Origin of the sequence: Pseudarthrobacter niigatensis, assembly GCF_030812615.1 — a bacterium.
Lineage (GTDB): Bacteria > Actinomycetota > Actinomycetes > Actinomycetales > Micrococcaceae > Arthrobacter > Arthrobacter niigatensis.
In genome coordinates this window covers 16,787-33,030 of record NZ_JAUSTB010000010.1, presented here as the reverse complement: position 1 = coordinate 33,030, position 16,244 = coordinate 16,787, and the positions used below count along the sequence as shown (strand labels likewise).

Below are 16,244 nucleotides of genomic sequence, written 5' to 3'. Positions count from 1 at the left end.
AGTTAATCCCTTCCTTAGCCGCGGCCAGCGCCGGAGTAAGGCAGCAGAGCAACTTCGCGGGCGTTCTTGATTGCCTGGGCGATCTTGCGCTGTTCCTGCACCGTGACGCCAGTAACGCGACGGGCGCGGATCTTGCCGCGGTCGGAGATGAACTTGCGCAGCAATGCTACGTCCTTGTAGTCGATGACAGTGATGTCAGCGGCCTTCAAGGGGTTGGACTTTGGTTTGGGCTTACGGAGTTCAGCCTTAGCCATCGTGGAGCTCCTATTCTATGGAGCCCGTGGATATTGATCCACGGGATGGTGGTGGTCCGACGGCGGCAGTGCCCGGGTGCATCTTGCACCTTGGCAGCCCCAGCGCCGGGCCGTTGTTTAGGTTTTAGAAGGGAGGTTCGGAATCGGGGCCGTTGCCCCAGCCGCCTGCATTGGACACACCGGGCGTAGCCCAGGGATCGTCCTGTGCAGCCTGCTGATTGCCGCCGCCCCAGCCTCCACCGGAGTTGCCGCCCTGGTTTCCACCAGAGTTGCCGCCTCCGAAGCCACCGCCGCTGTTGCCGCCACCAAAGCCGCCGCCACCCTGTCCGCCGGAGCGCTGGGTACGGTTGACCTTGGCGTTGGCGTAGCGCAGGCTGGGGCCGATTTCGTCGACCTCAAGCTCGATAACGGTGCGCTTTTCGCCTTCTTTTGTTTCGTAGGAGCGGCTCTTCAGGCGGCCGGTAACGATGACGCGCATGCCCTTGGTCAGGGACTCGGCGACATTCTCGGCTGCTTCACGCCAAACAGCGGCGCGGAGGAACAGGGTCTCCCCGTCCTTCCACTCGTTGGACTGGCGATCAAAGGTGCGGGGGGTGGAAGCGATGGTGAAGTTCGCTACTGCCGAACCTGACGGTGTGAACCGCAATTCCGGGTCATTGGTGAGATTACCGATGACCGTAATGGTGGTCTCGCCTGCCATCTACTGCCTCCTTGTTCGATCCTGGGTGAAGAGTGCGTTTCCTGCGGGGTAAAGAATGAAGAATGGTGCTGAATTACTCAGCAACAACCTTCTGCTCTTCGGGGCGGGTGATCTTGGTGCGCATGATGGTCTCGTTAAGAGACAGCTGGCGGTCAAGTTCCTTGGCGGTCTCCGGCTTTGCGGTGAAGTTCACCACGGCGTAGATACCTTCGGACTTCTTCTTGATGTCGTAAGCCAGGCGACGACGGCCCCAGATGTCAACCTTCTCGATGGTTCCACCATCGTTGGTGATGACGTTCAGGAACTTCTGAAGCGACGGCTCAACGGTACGCTCTTCGACCTCGGGGTCGATGATTACCATCAATTCGTAAGGACGCATATGTGAACCCACCTCCTTTGGGCTAAGCGGTTACGGCATTTCCGTAACAGGAGGTTCATTTGCGATTCCGCGCAATGCCCGGCCACCGGAACGGAGGCAGGACGCAGCACAGACTTCAATATCCTAGTGCATTTGGACTCGATAGGCGATTCACGCTTGACCCAAGGCTAGCCCGCATGGATGCGGGACGGGGCCGGGCATGGCGGCTATGTGGAAAACGGGGGCGGCCAGGCGGAAGCAACTCCATAGGCACCGTACAAGTTGGGCCCTATCATCTGACGTATGCATCGACAGTTGATCGCCAGCTGCGTGGCGGCAATGTTCTTGTCCGGCTGTTCCTCCCCTCCTGCGCAGCCGGCAGCCAACGGGGCGGATCAGGGCTCCGATCCGGTAGCGGTTACACCGGTGGCGGACTCGGCCGCCGCGATGCTGCACTGGGGTGCACCGATTGCCGGTGACGAATTCAACTACACCGGCGAACCAGACGCTTTGAAATGGTCGGTCTACGACAGTTCCGGCCATGCGGGCAATGGCGTCCGCAGCCCCGGGCAGGTGACGGTTGATGGTTCCCAAATGGTGATCACCGGAACACCTGATGGCATTTCCGCCGGCATGAGTGCCAAGTTTGGCCGGCAGAAGTACGGCCGCTGGGAGGTCCGGGCTGCCGGTTCAGGTGACGATGCCTACCACATGGTGGCGATCCTGTGGCCGGACAGTGGGAACTGGCCGTGTGACGGCGAAGTCGACTACATGGAGACCACGGGCAACTGGGGATTGATCAATTTCTTCCACCACTATGGGTGCTCGAACTCGAAGACGTCCGTATCAAAGACCCTGGACCTGACCCAGTTCCACAACTATGCCGTCGACTGGACTCCCGACGCCATCGTGGGCTACGTCGACGGCGTGAAGTGGTTTGAAGACCGCGATCCCGCGCACCAGCCTCCAGGTTCGATGCACCAGACACTTCAACTGGACTGGTTCCCTGACAACGTCACCGCCGATGGCCCTGGTGAGCTGCGGGTTGACTGGGTCCGCGTCTACCCGGCTGAAGGCAGTCCCCGCCTCTAGGAGCCACCCGGATGCGTGCGCATCGCTGGAATAGGTACCCCCTATACCCAGTACTCCGCTGACCCCAACCCCTAACGTACCTAACACGGCCCTGGGCGCTGTCCCGCCACCCCTATTCCCCACGTACGCGCGGATTTCCCCACGTAGGGCCCGGTACAAAAGCGAGTACCTACTACCGGTGTTTACCTAGCGGACCTACCCTACGCTCGATTCTGCCGGCGGAGTCGCACGCCGGGGTTTTCGATTCCGCATAGGGGCACTGGCGGGCTTGAACCCAGGTACGGAAACCACGGCTGACACCAATCAGACAGGGGAGGACCATGAGCAACAGGCGAGCGAAGGCACTGCACTTCGACATTCATGGCCGCGTCACGATCAACGTGGACGCGACGGCACCGGCGGCGAAGCAGCTTCAGAGCATGCTGGCATGTTTCGCCTCGGATACGGAACGGCAGGCCGAGATCGTCGTTGACGACCAACCAGAGCCGATGCCGGATGCCGGCCATGTTGAGCACGAATTGGCATATACGGACAACAGCGTGCAGTTCCAGGCCGACCGGGTCCAGGTGGTGAGGGACGCAGACCATTGGCGGATCCACGGGCCCGGTGAACTCCTGACCACGGTTGTACCTGTCCTGGACGCCGCCATGGTCGCCCGCGGAGCTGCAATGATCCACGCAGCAACCATGGCGTACCGTGGCCACGCGATCGCACTGCCCGCGGCGGGAGGTACCGGCAAGACGAGTACCGCCGCAAAACTGATGCGGCGCGAGGGATGGTCGTTCATGGGAGACGACTGGGCGTTCCTTGCAGAGGACGCCACGCTGCTCGGCTACGCGAAGCCGATGTTCATCAAGCCACACCACCGGGCCATCTACCCGCACCTGTTCGAGGGCGCACGGAAACCCCTCGTTCCTTCGAGGTTCTCCGAACCTGTGGGCCGGCTGACCACGCTGGTGCACCCCTTCGTAATCCGCTATCCGCGGCTGGCAGACTTCTCCCGGCGCTGGTCGCCGGAGCACCGCATGGTTACCCCGGAGGCTGCATTCCCGGGGCGGGAAGTAACCACCAAGGCTCCACTCGCAGCCTCGATCTACATCGAACGCTATGACGGCGCACGGTCCAGGATCCTTGAGAAGACGAGCGACTGGATGGTCGACCGGATGATCGGCAACTTCCACATCGAAATGGCAGGTTTCTCGCAGCGTGTGGTGACGGGCCTGGCGGCCACGTCCGTGGTCCCGTGGCGGGAGCATTTCGCGGCCAAGGGGCTGGTCCTGAACAAGGCGCTGGACGGGCGTCCCTGCCACCTTCTGCAGGTGCCGGCCGCTTATTCGGCGGACCAGGCGTCGGACGACATTGTCCGGCATCTTGAGGAGCTGTTGCCTTCAGTCCTCGACGAGCAAGTCTGAAAGGGGGTAAGACGGTGGCCCACAGCACAGCAGACGTGACGGCGGTTGTTCCGGCCCGCAATGCGGAGCATCTACTCCCAGGCTGCCTGGAAGCCCTGCGCCAGTCCGGTGTAGCCGAGATTATCGTGGTGGACGGCCTGTCCACCGACCGGACTGTCGAGATCGCCCGTGAAGCGGGTGCCCGGGTGCTGAGTGACGAAGGCCGGGGCCTTCCCTGGGCCCGTACCCTTGGGGTCCGCAGCAGCACCACGCATTGGGTCCTTCTCGTGGACGCGGACGTCGTGTTCGGAGCGACCGGCGTGGCTGACCTGCTCATTGAATTCGTGGAGGACGGGTACGACGCCCTCCAGGCGGGCCTGGAAAGCGTTGCCGGCCCGGGCTACTGGGGGCAGGCACTGGCGCATCACCACCGCACAGGCCGCAGCCGCAACTGGTTCGGGCTTGTGGCGACGCTGGTGGACCGGGACCTGATGTTGAACCTGGGGTTCGACGATTCGTTCAAGTCGGGCGAGGACATCGAACTGCGGTGGCGCATGAGGCAGTCGGGGATGAAGACTGGCGTGTCGCAGCGGGTCTTCGTTGAACACAGGTTTGCCGCGGACGACTTCGACTTCGCGCTGGACCAGTTCCTCATGGACGGCACGGGCCTGGGACGCATGGTCCGCAAGCACGGCTGGCGTGGGGCCCGGCTGGCTCTGCTGCCCGCAGCGGCGGCAGCCCGCGGGAGCGTAATGAGCCTCGCCGCCGGCCAGCCACAATGGGTGCGCTACTACATCGCCTTCTGCTGGTACAACTATGCGGGAATGGCTAGGGGTTTAGGTCGTGACGGCTGAGCGGGAGATTGCCCCAACGGAGGCCGCATCGGCCCTCCGGCGGCACTCTCCCCTGCGCAGCTCCATCGGCCTGGTCATCGCCAAGGGGGCGCAGACCGGTACCGGCTTCGCGTTCTGGATCCTGGCAGCGCATGCCACCTTTGACCGGGAGGTCGGGCTCACCACGGCCGCCGTCTCGGCGGTGATGATCTGCACCCAGCTGGCTGTGCTGGGCACCGGATCCGCCGTGATCGTGTCGGTGGGCCGGGGCGAGCCGCCCGCCCGGGTGCTGGACGCGGCCTTTGGCATCGTGGGAATAGCAGGCACCGTCCTGGCGCTCGGCTACCTCGTGCTGGAGACTTTCGTGGCGCCCGACTCGGACTCACTCTCGGTTCTCTTCTGGCTCACCTTCATCGTGGCCGCCGTCACCGGGACCATGTGCACGGTACTGGACCAGGCGCTCGTGGCGCTGGGGCGCGGCGGCAGCGCGACGATGAGGTACACGGTGGGCGGCGTGGCTTCCCTCGCGGCCACAGCCCTTGTCGCCTGGCAGGCCCACGGCGCCTCCGCCGACGTCCTGCTGGCCTGCTGGACCTTGGGCTCGGCCGTGTCATGCATGATCGGTGCCTTCCAGCTGCGGAAACTGGTCGGATACAAGCCACGCCCCACCCTGCACCCCGCACGCCACCGGCCGCTGCTGATGCTGGGGATCCCGAACCAGCTCCTTACCCTCACCGAACGCGCCCCAGGACTCGTACTGCCGCTCCTGCTCGCGCACCTGGTATCGCCCGAGGTCGCGGCCTACTGGTATCCGGCATGGATGATGGCATGGGCCGCTTACACCGCTCCAATGCTGATAGGCATCGTCCAATTCTCCGAGGGAGTGCGTGACCCGGACCGCCTGGCGACCACCACCTGGGCCAGTTTCCGATGGTCGCTGGTCATTGGAAGCCTGGCCGCCGTCGTACTGATTGTCTTCGCCCACCCCCTTCTCCACCTCCTCGGGGACAGGTACGCAAACGCGTCCACCGTCGCCCTGCGGCTGCTGGCTGCCGGACTCGTGGCCTACGCAGTGTTGCAGGCCTACAACTCCGTCTGCCGCGTCCTGGGACTCTACACAGAAGCCATCGTGGTCGGCGTAGTGCTCGGAACCGCGCTCTGCGTCTCGGCTCTGTGGGCCGCTGAGAGCGGCTCAAGCGCCATGGCCCTTGCGTGGATGGTGGTGCTTTACGTCGGGGCCGTCGCGGTGGGACTCCGACTGCTCGCAATTCTCCGCCGCGCCAAAAAGGAGGCGTCATGACCAGCACGCTGAAGCAACCGAGCCGGATCCGATCACACCCGTGGCATGCCCGTGACATCTGGTGCGCCGTAGCAGGCGCCGTCTCACTGGCTCTGGCAGTGGGCAGTGCCGCCACGGTGGCAGTTCCCGTCCACAGCGACCTTGGGCTTGTGGCTGTGTTGCCCTATCCCTTCTGGGTGGGCGTTCTGATTGTCAACGTAGCCTTCGTCGTGGCGTTGCGGGGAGATGCCACCGGGCCCGCGCGCCGGCCGGTCATGCTGTGGCTCATCGCAGTCCTCGTGCTGATGCTCTTCGGCGCTGCCGCGTTCGTCACGGATGTCCCGCGCGGCGAAGTTGCTTTCCGCCACCTTGGCATCGCCGACGCTCTTTCAACCTCCGGCGGCGTCGACCCGAACATCGATGCTTACTTCAATTGGCCCGGCTTCTTTGCGCTCCTGGCGACCGTGCTCCGGGCAACCGGTATTGATCCGGTAACCGTTGCCCTGTGGGCACCGGTGTTCAACATGGGCTTGTGGCTCACCGCCGTTGGCGTGCTGACCCGCTACCTGACGAAGGATCCGCGCCGGCGTTGGCTGGTGCTCTGGATTTTTTGCCTCGGCAACTGGCAGGACCAGGACTATCTGTCTCCCCAAGCCTTCGGTTTCTTCCTGTACTTGGTGGTAATCGTGCTGCTCATCGGCCCCCTTGCCGCCAAGGCTCCCGCTTTCCGTGGTTTCGGGCGTGCCAATCTCAAGTCATGGTGGCTGGCGCGGACGCCAGAAGACGATCGCCCCGGGCACCGGGTCGCCGCCCTCGTGGTCACCCTCCTGCTGATCGCCGTCATCTGCGCAAGCCATCAACTGACGCCATTCCTGGTATTGATCGCCGTCACGGCCCTTACCCTCAGTGGTCGGGTGTGGCCCGGCAGGCTGCCGCTCATTGCCGGCATCCTCCTTATGCTGTGGCTCGTCTATCCTGCAAGCACCTACCTTTCCGGCCACCCACCCCTGGCGGACGCCGGACTGCAGACCGCCATCGAAGCGAACGTCGTCGACCGCACGACGGGTTCGGCGGGACACCTGCTGGTGGTCCAGATCCGGATAGCGCTCACACTCATCCTTTGGGCCCTCGCGGCGATCGGATCGGTCCGGGACTGGCGCCGGGGACGCCTTGATATCCGGGTGGTCCTCCTGGCCGTCACTCCCCTGTTGCTCTTCCCCGTGCAGGCCTACGGCGGAGAAATGCTCATCCGCGTCTCGCTGTTTGCGCTGCCGTTCATTGCCATGCAGGCAAGCTCGGTCCTGCTCCCCACCACGGGCAGTGTTCGTTTTTCGACCCGCAACACGGTGGTACTGGTGCCGGCCTGTGTCCTGCTCGCTGTTATGACAGTGACCGGCAGGTTCGGCAACGCACAGTACGACGTGTTCGCGGACGATGAGATCGCCGCTGTCCAGGCCGTGGACAATCTCGCCCCGCCCGGTTCCGCGATCATCGCGGCAGCCCATCCAACACCTTGGCGCAGCCAGGACTACCTGGACCACCGGTACCGGACCATCGAGGACCTTTGTCCCTCCGACTTGTCGGCGGCAACGTGCGGCCCGCTGGTTTACCGGTACGCAAGGCACAACCCCGGCGGCGGCTACCTGCTTCTCATGACCTCCGCGGAATCAAGCCTTGTACTGCAGGGCCAAACCACCCCACAGAGCTTCGAGGAGTTGGAGAATTGGCTGAAGTCACAAGACGGCGTAGACATCGCGTTCAGCAACAGCGACGCCCGAGTGTACCGGGTGGCGCCATGAACGCCCGTGCAATAAGCCGGCCCACTATGGCGATCGGGCTCACGGCCTTGGTCCTCTCCGCGGTGTCCCTCCTTGGGCTGCCAACCCCGATCCAGGCGGTCACCGCACTGCTTGTGCTCGTCCTGCTCCCGGGACAGGCACTTACCCGGCTCATGCGGATCAGCGATCTCGGCCTGGGCGCACTGCTCGTCCTGGCACTCGGCCTTGCCAGCCTTACCGCGGTATCAACAGCGATGTTCTACCTCTCCGTCTGGTCCTGGCAGGCCTGTGTCGTCACCATGGGGGCCATAACCATCCTTGCTTGCATTGCCCGCGCACGGCAGGAGGCCGCGTCATGATCGATATAGCCGGATTGGTTGCCGCTGCGGTTCTGCTGTTTGCCCTCATCGGGCTGGAGGTACGGCATACCGCGTCAGCCTCGGGACAGCCGGCAAGCCTGCGGCTCTTCAACCGGGCCGTGAACATCAGGATCGCAGTCGGTGCCCTATGGCTACTGGTGGTTATCCTCCTTTTCCCGCGGGTCCTGGGGCTGCTGACGTGAACCACGCGGCGCGATGGATACTCCTCAGCGATCTCCACCTGGACGGGTCGGACAGCGACCCCCGGCACCCAGGGAAGGTCCTGCCGGAGTTCCTGCGCCGCGAGGTGTCCGAAACCCAGCCACCAGGCCTGGAGCAGCACATCATCTTCGTTGGTGACACGTTTGAGCTCGTCAGGCTGGACGAGGAGCAGAGCCTGGCACGGCTCGAGTCCATCTTCAAGCGCCATCCCGAAACGTTGGGGGCGCTGCAGGCGTGCGCTGCAGCCGGCGTGCGGCTGCATTTCGTCTGCGGCAACCATGACGTGGAGCTGGCGCGGCCCCCGGTGGCCGCGCGGTTGTCAGCGCTGCTGTCACCAGGTGATCCCACACGGGTCAGCGTGCACCCGTGGCTCCTTTACTTCCCCGGGGTGCTCGTGGTTGAACACGGGCACCTCCATCATGCCCTGCACCGGATACCCGAGGTGCTCCGGACTGCAGTCAACGGCACCGACGAGGTGGACCTGCCCCCGCTGGCGGCCTGGCATGCGAACCCAACGGCATCACGGCTTAGCCGCGCCGGAGCAGTGGCACGGGCCTGCGTAGCCTCGGAACGGGCGGAACGCCGGGTCCGGAGGCCTGCCTACGACGAACTGCTGCAGACCGAATCGCTGCGGCTCGCGCTCGACGGGACGGCAGTGCGTGAACTTGCGCGCCTCTCCCGATTCCGGACCGTGTCAGCACTGCCCGTGACCGCCACCCGCATGGTGCTTGCTGCCGCCGGGCGCAACATCCATGGCGGCGACCAGCCGCCCGCGGCCGCAGCCCGGGTCGCAGGGATCCTCGAAACGTACGGCTCCCGCGTGGCCTGGTATGTCTCGGCCCATACGCACCGTGCCCTTGAAACGACGCTCGAGGGTTCTCCAACCCGGTACATCAACACCGGGACCTGGTCCTCCGATGTCCGCGGCTTTGGGCCCGACCAGGCGGACCGCCAGGCGTTCCCCTACGCCGTTATTGACGTTGCCGACGACGGGTCCACCGAAGGTGGGCTGCGCTACTGGCGTCCGGTGGCCGGCTAGGAGCCCTGGACGGCTTCGTCTCCCTTGCACCCTTGCGGAAGCAACGGCCAGCTGGCACAAAGCACAAAACCGAAGGGCCTGGGTCCGGTTCTCCACCGTACCCAGGCCCTTGCGGCTCAGGACTCCTATCCGGGTGTCACTGGACCTGCCGCCATGGTGCGCCCTGGAGCTCGAGCTCAGCCAGTTGCGTGGTTGACCCGTGGGCAATCCGGCGTCCACGGAGGTAGCCGGCGGAAGTGAAGGCCAGTACGGCGAGGACAGATCCTGCCCTGCCCAGTCCCTGGGGATTGGCTCCCCGGCTCCAGTCGCGGATTCCGGAGAACACCGCACGCGGCAAGGTGCTGCGGACGTACCGCCGTTCGGGCCCCAGGGCCCGCTTCTGCCCGACGATGTGGCTGACCTGTGCTTTGGAAATTCCTTCCGACCAGGACCGTGAGAGCATGTAGCGCACGCTGCCCCTCTCGGCCGGTACATGGTGCCTGACGAGGGCCGCGGGTTCGTAAACGATGCGGGCGCCGGGGGATCCCATTGTTGACCGGATGCAAATCTCGGTCTCCTCGCAGCCGAGGGGCAACGTGCCCTTCCGGCCAAGTGCTTGGTTGAACCCACCCACTTGGCGCAGCACCTCAAGCCTGAACGACATATTTGCGCCGATGACATTCCGGACTTCGGAGGCCACACGGGGCAACCCTCGGTGGCTGCATCCCACGATCCAGTCCAGTTCCTCCCCGAAGTAACCGGGCCTGCCGGTTTCCCACAGTGGAACAACCTTCCCGCCCACGGCCAGGACGTCGGGATCGTCATACAGCGCCACCAGGCGTTCAAGCCAGTCCGGTGCCGCCTCGGCGTCGTCGTCAAGGAACGCAACGATGTCGGACTCAGCGAGCCCGACGCCCGTGTTGCGGGCCCCTGACAGGCCTGGCAGGCCGGTGCTTTCCACAATGGTGACGTCGTCGACGATCTCGATGAGCTTTTCATGCAGGTCCTGGTTGTGATCGATGACAACCAGGACCTGGTCAGGGGTGAGGGTCTGGTTGCGCACGGATTCAATGACGTCCAGCAGCATGCCCCACCGTTCGGAGGTGTAGGCGCAGATCACCACTGTCACGGACAGGGGCTTCATGCGGTCAAGCATGCTGGCTCACCACCGGCGTGAGGACGCTGTGCGGATCCACTGGCAGCCGCGGGAAGCGGACATTTGAATAGGTGTATTTCACGCGGCGGAGGGCCTCCGGGCGGGCGCCCGCGGTTGGGGCTTCCCACACCGTGCATTCACGGGCCAGCGTGTGCAGGACCCGCCAGCCGTCGCGGAACGTCTGGAGGTTGGATGCCCCCGAGATCCGGTCCAGCTCCAGGCTGGGAACTTCCGCGATCCGCAGGCCCGCCTTGGCAGCGCGGACAATGAGTTCGGTCTCGATTTCGAAGCCGTCGGACTGCAGTTCCAGCACCTCCAGGCATTCCCGCCGGAAAGCGATGTATCCATAGCAAAGGTCCGAATAGTTGCTGTGCAGGACAGCATTGGCGAGTCCGGTCAGGGCCCTGTTGCCGGCCTTCCGCAAACGGGTGAGGTCCTCGGAGCCGCCGCCGGTGACGTGGCGGGACCCTTTGACGAAATCGAAATCGTGCTGGAGCGGTGCGACGAACCAGCCGATTTCCCGCGGATCCATGCTCCCGTCAGCGTCCAGCATCACGATAATATCGCCGGAAGCCGCCGCGAAGCCGGCGCGAAGGGCCACGCCCTTTCCCTTTCGGGTTTCGTTTACCACCACCACGTCAGGGCGTACTGCCTTCGCCACTTCAACGGTGTTGTCCTGTGAGCGGCCGTCCACGATGATCACCTCATCGACGTAGGATGGCATCCTGCGCAGAACCCAAGGTATGTTCTTTTCTTCGTTCAGCGTAGGGATAATCACGCTGATTGATGCTTGCGGAGATAACATTCCCGGCTCGGAAAAAAGAGCTGGAAGTTGGGGCGAAATTGACAATTGCCTCACCACTTCATGACAGTTCGGATTCTTGACAATGCCGCCGGGAGTTACCCGGCGGCACCAACGCTTAATCCGGTCATGGTCTGGTCGCTGTCCCCCAGCAACCCACCGCCAATCCTCTGGCCGTTTCAGGAAGACTATCCCCTACCTAATGCAGGTATCACGAGTAGTAGGTACTCACTTTTCACCTACCGTTTACCCCCTGTTAGGCAAGTAAGGGGCTCTGGGTTTTCGGATTTCGTTAGGTATAGGGGATTGCCCTGGAGCGGGAATCGGAGGGCGGGGGGTTCATCCTTCCGGTATGGGGCAACGTTCGCCACGGAGTCCCTTGACCAAGCGCAGGCGCCAATCTTGATGGAATCCAGCGGGAACGTTGTGGTAAGGCTGCTGGTTGCGGGCTATATTCGCAGGTACCGGCAGAATCCGCACTGGGGAGCGGACGGCCGGGACGTGATCCGGCAGTGCAAGAATGCGGTCTCCTTCTTCGACGAATGGGGACACCATGCCACTTATTGGCCGAAGCAAAGAACTGGACCGCATCCTCTCAGTTATTCGCGGGCCCAAGGACACTGCACTGGCGGTGATCGGCCGCAAAGGGACAGGCAAAACAGCCCTTTTGTCGGCAATCCGCATGCTCTCCGATTACCGCACCGTCTTCCTGTCCGCCACTGCCGCTGAATCGGACTGGCCACTGTCCGGGCTTACTGCACTCTTGAATGACATGGACGATCCCGTCCTGAACCGGATCGCTGACGAGCTGCTCCGCGACAACACCGGCGCCACGAGCGTGCCGGCAGTTTCAAGCATGCTGCTCAACGGCCTGCACCAGCGCTCGTCATCGCGGACCGTCGTCGTGCTCGATGATGTCGACCAGCTGGATCCCAGCAGCCAGGCGGTCATCGGCTTTGTGGCCAGGCGTTTGGTGGGTACGGATACCGTCCTTTTTGTCAGCATGCGGGAGGACTTGCCCGAGAGCCCCTTCAGCGGGCTCGCTGCCCTGCGCCTCGGTCCGCTGGGCTACAGCGACACTGTGCGGATGCTGGAGAGCATGCCCGCCAAGAGGACCACGACGGCGGCTGCCCACGCGGTTGCCGCAGCCGCCGGCGGCAACCCGCTCGCCGCCGTCGACCTTTACACCCGGTTGCTGGAGAGGCACACCGCAGGCAAATATGCGCTGCCCGTCCCGCTGCCCTCCGGGGGCAGCTTTGACGCGGAGTGCGCGTCGGTTGTGGGCGGTCTGACCCCCGGCGCCCGTAACGTGCTTGATCTCCTGTCCCTTTCCTTCCGCAGCGACATCTCGACGATCGAGAAGATCGACCGGGACGTGTGGACAAGCGTTGACGAACTGCTGGCTGCCGGCCTGGTGAAGCGAACAGGTCCCCACCTGGGGATCGGTGACCAGATGCTGCGGGGATATGTCTTCGCGGCCATGACGCCGGCCGTCCGCACGGCCAACCATCGGGCCCTGGCAGAAGCAGCAAGTGACACCGATCCGTATGCCCGCAGGTGGCACATGAGTTTTACCGCACTGGAACGGCAAACCCCGTTCCAGCTGCTCCGTCACGCCGTTGACCTGGTTCGCAACGGTGAAGTGAGTTTTGCCGTGGAGTACATCGAGCGGGCGCTCACCATAAACCCCTGGGAAGCGGAAACGGCGGCCCGGCTGACCAGCGTTGCAGAAATGCTGTTCAACCGGGGTGAGTTTGTTTACGCCCGCCGGTACCTGGAGTGGGCCCAGCGGGTAACGCGCAATCCCGCACTGATCCTGCGGTTGACCGGTCTCTCCTTTGAGATCCAGTTCGCCCAAGGGGCTGCCGTGCGTTCCAGCATGGTGCTCCGGCTGGTGAAGGAATTTGGCCAGCACGATCCGGCCTACGCTGCGAGCCTGCTGTCCATCGGCGCCTTGTACTATGCGGAGAGATGGGAACTGGAGGAGGCCTCGGAGCTCCTGCGCCACGGCAAAGAATTCCGCGGGTCCGCGTCGGCGCATTGCCTTGGCATCGCTGAGCGCGCCGAGCTATTGATTGAGTCGATTGGCGGCGGAACTGCCGGCCTTGGCCGGCGGCAGGAACAAACGGGCGCCGCCCGGGCCGCCGGGCTTTTGATGCATGGCAGGGCCCTCACCTACGCCGAACACTATGAAGGCGCCCACGAAACTTTCGCCCTGCTCAGGAGTTCCGACGAACCAGGCCACGTTAACTGGCAGGAAACCGCAGCGTTCATGGCAGTGGACAATGCAATCCGTGCCGGTAACGTGCGCGCGGCGGTCCGGCTGATTGACGAACTTGAACTTTCCGAGCCCGAACTCAAGTACCACCGCGGAACGCGCCACCTTTTCCGGGTTTGGCGGGCACATTCCCTCGGCGACGACGCCCAGGCCCGGGCGTATGCCGCCGAGGCACTTCGCTATGCGGGTGCGGACAGCCACCCGGCCATTACGGCACAGCTTGCCGCCTGCCAAGGCCAGTTCGCGCTGCTGCGTGGCGACCTGGCCGAGTCCGTTGCCCAGTTGTCCCGGGCCGCCGAAATCGGCATGCGGTTCGGCAACCCCACGCTCCTGCGCTGTGAGGCGGACCTTGTTGAAGTACTGGTCCGGCTCGGCCGGCACCAGGAGGCCACGCAGGCACTTCTGCGCCTTGAGAGCCGCTCGGTGGGGCTCCGGTCACCGTGGCTGATGATGGCTGTGGCCCGTAGCCGTGCCCTTCTCGCGGACGGCGAGCAGTCACTGCAGCTTTTCAGCCAGGCACTGGACAGCAGGAACGGGCACACACTTGAAAGGGCAAGGACCCTTGCCTGCTATGCGGAGCGGTTGCACGCCTTTGGCAGGCTGCGGGACGCACGGGATGCGTTGTTGCGGGCCAAGGTGATGTTCGACGAAGCCGGCGCGGACGCGTGGACCCAGCATGTGGACGCCCTCCTCCTGGATGAACGCATGGAGCCTGCACGCCCGCAGGGCAACCCGGCCATGCTGTTGCTTGCGGACCATGAGCGGTCGTTGGCGAAGATGGTGGCACGGGGCATGCGCAACAAGGAAATTGCTGCCACCTTGTATGTCTCCGTGCGCACGGTCGAAGTGCGCCTCACCGCCATCTACCGAAAGCTCGGCGTTGAGTCCAGGGCCCAGTTGACAGCACTCGCCGCAGGCAAGGGATCCGCGGCCGCTGAACCCTACGTCCTGCCCGTCCTATAGGCCTAAAGTCCTGCAATTTGCAGGTACCCGCAGTTTCCACACCCTTGCACTGAGGTACCCACAAAGGCCTTCCCGATTCACCCTCAACCGCGTCAGTCCAGGGCTAGTTTTGCTTCACGGCCAGAGAACAGGCAGCTGTGTTGGAAAGGGGCACGATGGCGGAAATACCAGTAGCCAAAACCCGGCAGGCTGCCTTTGTCTGGCCCGTTGCTCCCGCTGCTGCACAGCGGGTGGCAACACCGCAGCCGGCGGCAGCGGACACCGCAGGAACCCGGTTCCCGCTGCCGCCGGCTGCATCCACTGGTTTTGAAGGGAAAGCCCGGCCCCGTAAGGCAACCGCAGCCTGGATCTCCCGGCACGTCAATCTCCTGCGGGGCGCTGACGCCGGCATGGTCATGGGCGCCGTATACGCCGGTTTCCTCCTCTCCGAGGAAGGTTTCTCGCCTGTAGGTCCAAGGGACGGTGGCGCAGCGGCCGCGGCAGCAGCACTCACGGTCATCTGGCTGGCGGCGCTGGAGGCGTACCACACCAGGGATCCCAAGGTTCTCGGCATTGGCGCGGACGAATACAAGCGGGTGGCTTCAGCCACCCTGCGTATTTTTGGTCTGATGGCCCTCGCGGCGGTGGTGTTCTCCGTTCACGGCGCAACCGCGTTCGTCACGGTGTCACTGCCGGTGGGACTGGTGGCACTGACCGCCAACCGGTGGGTATTCCGCAAACGGCTGGCGGCGGAAAAGCTTCACGGCCGGCACCTCTCGCGGGCCGTTGTGGTTGGCGAACCGGAGGACGTCAGGTACGTCATACAGCAAGTGTCCCGGCGGTCAGGGGCGGTATACGAAATCCTGGGGGCCTGCCTTCCGGGGGCCCGGAAGGGAACGGGGCTCCGGGTGGAAGGTTGCTTGGTGCCGGTGCTCTCGTCGACGGATGCAATCGCCCGGACCGTCCGCTTGGTGGACGCGGACTCGGTCATCGTTGCCGGTCCGCTGCCGGGGGGAAACAAGTTCATCCGTGAGCTGGGCTGGAAACTTGAGGAGTCCTCCACGGAGCTGATCCTGGCGGCCACGTTGACCAACGTCGCCGGCCCGCGGATCCACTGGCGCCCGGTGGATGGGCTGCCCCTCATGCATGTGGATATTCCGCAGTACAGCGGCGCAAAGCACGCCTTGAAGCGGATCATGGACGTCATTGGCGCACTGGCCGCGCTCCTGGTGCTCTCGCCGGTGCTCCTGGTGCTGGCCGCGGTGGTCCGGCTGGACAGTCCCGGGCCCATCCTCTTCCGGCAGGACCGGATTGGCAAGGACGGCAAAGTGTTCGGAATGTTCAAATTCCGCTCCATGGTGTCCGACGCCGAGGCGCAGCTCGCTTCCCTGGACCAACAGAACCAGGGTTCCGGGGTGCTCTTCAAAATGAAGGATGACCCCAGGGTCACGCGCTGCGGACGCTGGATGCGCAAGTACTCCCTGGACGAACTTCCGCAGCTCTGGAACGTGGTCCTGGGGAACATGAGCATGGTGGGCCCGCGGCCCCCGCTGGACCGCGAAGTCAGCGGGTATGAACGGCACACCCACCGCCGTCTCCTGATCAAGCCTGGCATCACCGGCCTCTGGCAGGTCAACGGCCGTTCGGATCTTTCCTGGGAGGAATCGGTCCGGCTGGACCTCTACTACGTCGAAAACTGGTCCATTGCAGGAGACCTGCTGATCCTTTGGCGGACATTCCGGGCCGTCGTCAGGCCGTCCGGCGCCTACTAGCACAACCACA

Annotated in this window: 15 protein-coding genes; 10 read left to right on the top strand and 5 right to left on the bottom strand. The window is 64.1% G+C overall.

Going from position 1 to position 16,244, the window contains the following annotated elements; genetic code table 11:
* Window positions 1-14: 14 nt before the first annotated feature.
* From rpsR to rpsF, 3 genes are all read right to left on the bottom strand, one after another.
* Window positions 15-254: a 30S ribosomal protein S18 gene (gene rpsR / locus J2T23_RS14460; RefSeq protein WP_003800144.1), complete on the bottom strand. Its 240-nt coding sequence runs from the start codon at window positions 252-254 to the stop codon at window positions 15-17.
* Window positions 255-378: 124 nt separating this feature from the next.
* Complete coding sequence (locus J2T23_RS14455) at window positions 379-954, bottom strand: single-stranded DNA-binding protein (RefSeq protein WP_141158852.1); 576 nt, start codon at window positions 952-954, stop codon at window positions 379-381.
* Between the two features lie 73 nt (window positions 955-1,027).
* A complete protein-coding gene (rpsF, locus tag J2T23_RS14450; RefSeq protein ID WP_015939036.1) occupies window positions 1,028-1,333 on the bottom strand; it encodes a 30S ribosomal protein S6 in 306 nt (101 codons plus the stop codon).
* Window positions 1,334-1,615: 282 nt separating this feature from the next.
* Here rpsF and J2T23_RS14445 point away from each other — a divergent pair, with 282 nt between their 5' ends.
* From J2T23_RS14445 to J2T23_RS14410, 8 genes are all read left to right on the top strand, one after another.
* Complete coding sequence (locus J2T23_RS14445) at window positions 1,616-2,404, top strand: glycoside hydrolase family 16 protein (protein WP_307361031.1); 789 nt, start codon at window positions 1,616-1,618, stop codon at window positions 2,402-2,404.
* A gap of 320 nt (window positions 2,405-2,724) precedes the next feature.
* Window positions 2,725-3,816 carry a hypothetical protein gene (locus J2T23_RS14440; RefSeq protein WP_141182822.1) on the top strand — a complete coding sequence of 364 codons (1,092 nt, stop codon included), beginning with the start codon at window positions 2,725-2,727 and terminating at the stop codon, window positions 3,814-3,816.
* Between the two features lie 14 nt (window positions 3,817-3,830).
* Window positions 3,831-4,649, top strand: coding sequence for a glycosyltransferase (locus J2T23_RS14435; RefSeq protein ID WP_307361029.1), 819 nt, complete (start codon window positions 3,831-3,833; stop codon window positions 4,647-4,649).
* Window positions 4,639-5,928 carry a lipopolysaccharide biosynthesis protein gene (locus tag J2T23_RS14430; protein ID WP_141182824.1) on the top strand — a complete coding sequence of 430 codons (1,290 nt, stop codon included), beginning with the start codon at window positions 4,639-4,641 and terminating at the stop codon, window positions 5,926-5,928. The genes J2T23_RS14435 and J2T23_RS14430 overlap by 11 nt, the downstream gene beginning before the upstream one ends.
* A complete protein-coding gene (locus J2T23_RS14425; protein ID WP_307361017.1) occupies window positions 5,925-7,706 on the top strand; it encodes a glycosyltransferase in 1,782 nt (593 codons plus the stop codon). Before J2T23_RS14430 ends, J2T23_RS14425 begins: the two co-directional genes overlap by 4 nt.
* The gene (locus J2T23_RS14420) at window positions 7,703-8,044 is read left to right on the top strand and encodes a hypothetical protein (protein WP_307361014.1); all 342 of its coding nucleotides are present in this window, start codon (window positions 7,703-7,705) and stop codon (window positions 8,042-8,044) included. Before J2T23_RS14425 ends, J2T23_RS14420 begins: the two co-directional genes overlap by 4 nt.
* Window positions 8,041-8,247, top strand: coding sequence for a hypothetical protein (locus J2T23_RS14415; RefSeq protein WP_307361012.1), 207 nt, complete (start codon window positions 8,041-8,043; stop codon window positions 8,245-8,247). Before J2T23_RS14420 ends, J2T23_RS14415 begins: the two co-directional genes overlap by 4 nt.
* A complete protein-coding gene (locus tag J2T23_RS14410) occupies window positions 8,244-9,305 on the top strand; it encodes a metallophosphoesterase family protein (RefSeq protein ID WP_307361009.1) in 1,062 nt (353 codons plus the stop codon). The genes J2T23_RS14415 and J2T23_RS14410 overlap by 4 nt, the downstream gene beginning before the upstream one ends.
* Before the next feature lie 136 nt (window positions 9,306-9,441).
* Here J2T23_RS14410 and J2T23_RS14405 read toward each other — a convergent pair whose 3' ends face one another.
* Together J2T23_RS14405 and J2T23_RS14400 are read right to left on the bottom strand one after the other, a co-directional pair.
* Entirely contained in the window at window positions 9,442-10,428 is a 987-nt protein-coding gene (locus J2T23_RS14405; protein WP_307361006.1) for a glycosyltransferase family 2 protein, read from the bottom strand.
* 4 nt (window positions 10,429-10,432) lie between these two features.
* Complete coding sequence (locus tag J2T23_RS14400; RefSeq protein ID WP_141182830.1) at window positions 10,433-11,245, bottom strand: glycosyltransferase family 2 protein; 813 nt, start codon at window positions 11,243-11,245, stop codon at window positions 10,433-10,435.
* A 550-nt stretch (window positions 11,246-11,795) separates the two neighbouring features.
* Between J2T23_RS14400 and J2T23_RS14395 the strand changes: the two genes are divergently transcribed.
* Window positions 11,796-14,483, top strand: coding sequence for a helix-turn-helix transcriptional regulator (locus J2T23_RS14395; RefSeq protein WP_307361002.1), 2,688 nt, complete (start codon window positions 11,796-11,798; stop codon window positions 14,481-14,483).
* 155 nt (window positions 14,484-14,638) lie between these two features.
* The gene (locus J2T23_RS14390) at window positions 14,639-16,234 is read left to right on the top strand and encodes a sugar transferase (RefSeq protein ID WP_307360999.1); all 1,596 of its coding nucleotides are present in this window, start codon (window positions 14,639-14,641) and stop codon (window positions 16,232-16,234) included.
* Window positions 16,235-16,244 lie beyond the last annotated feature (10 nt).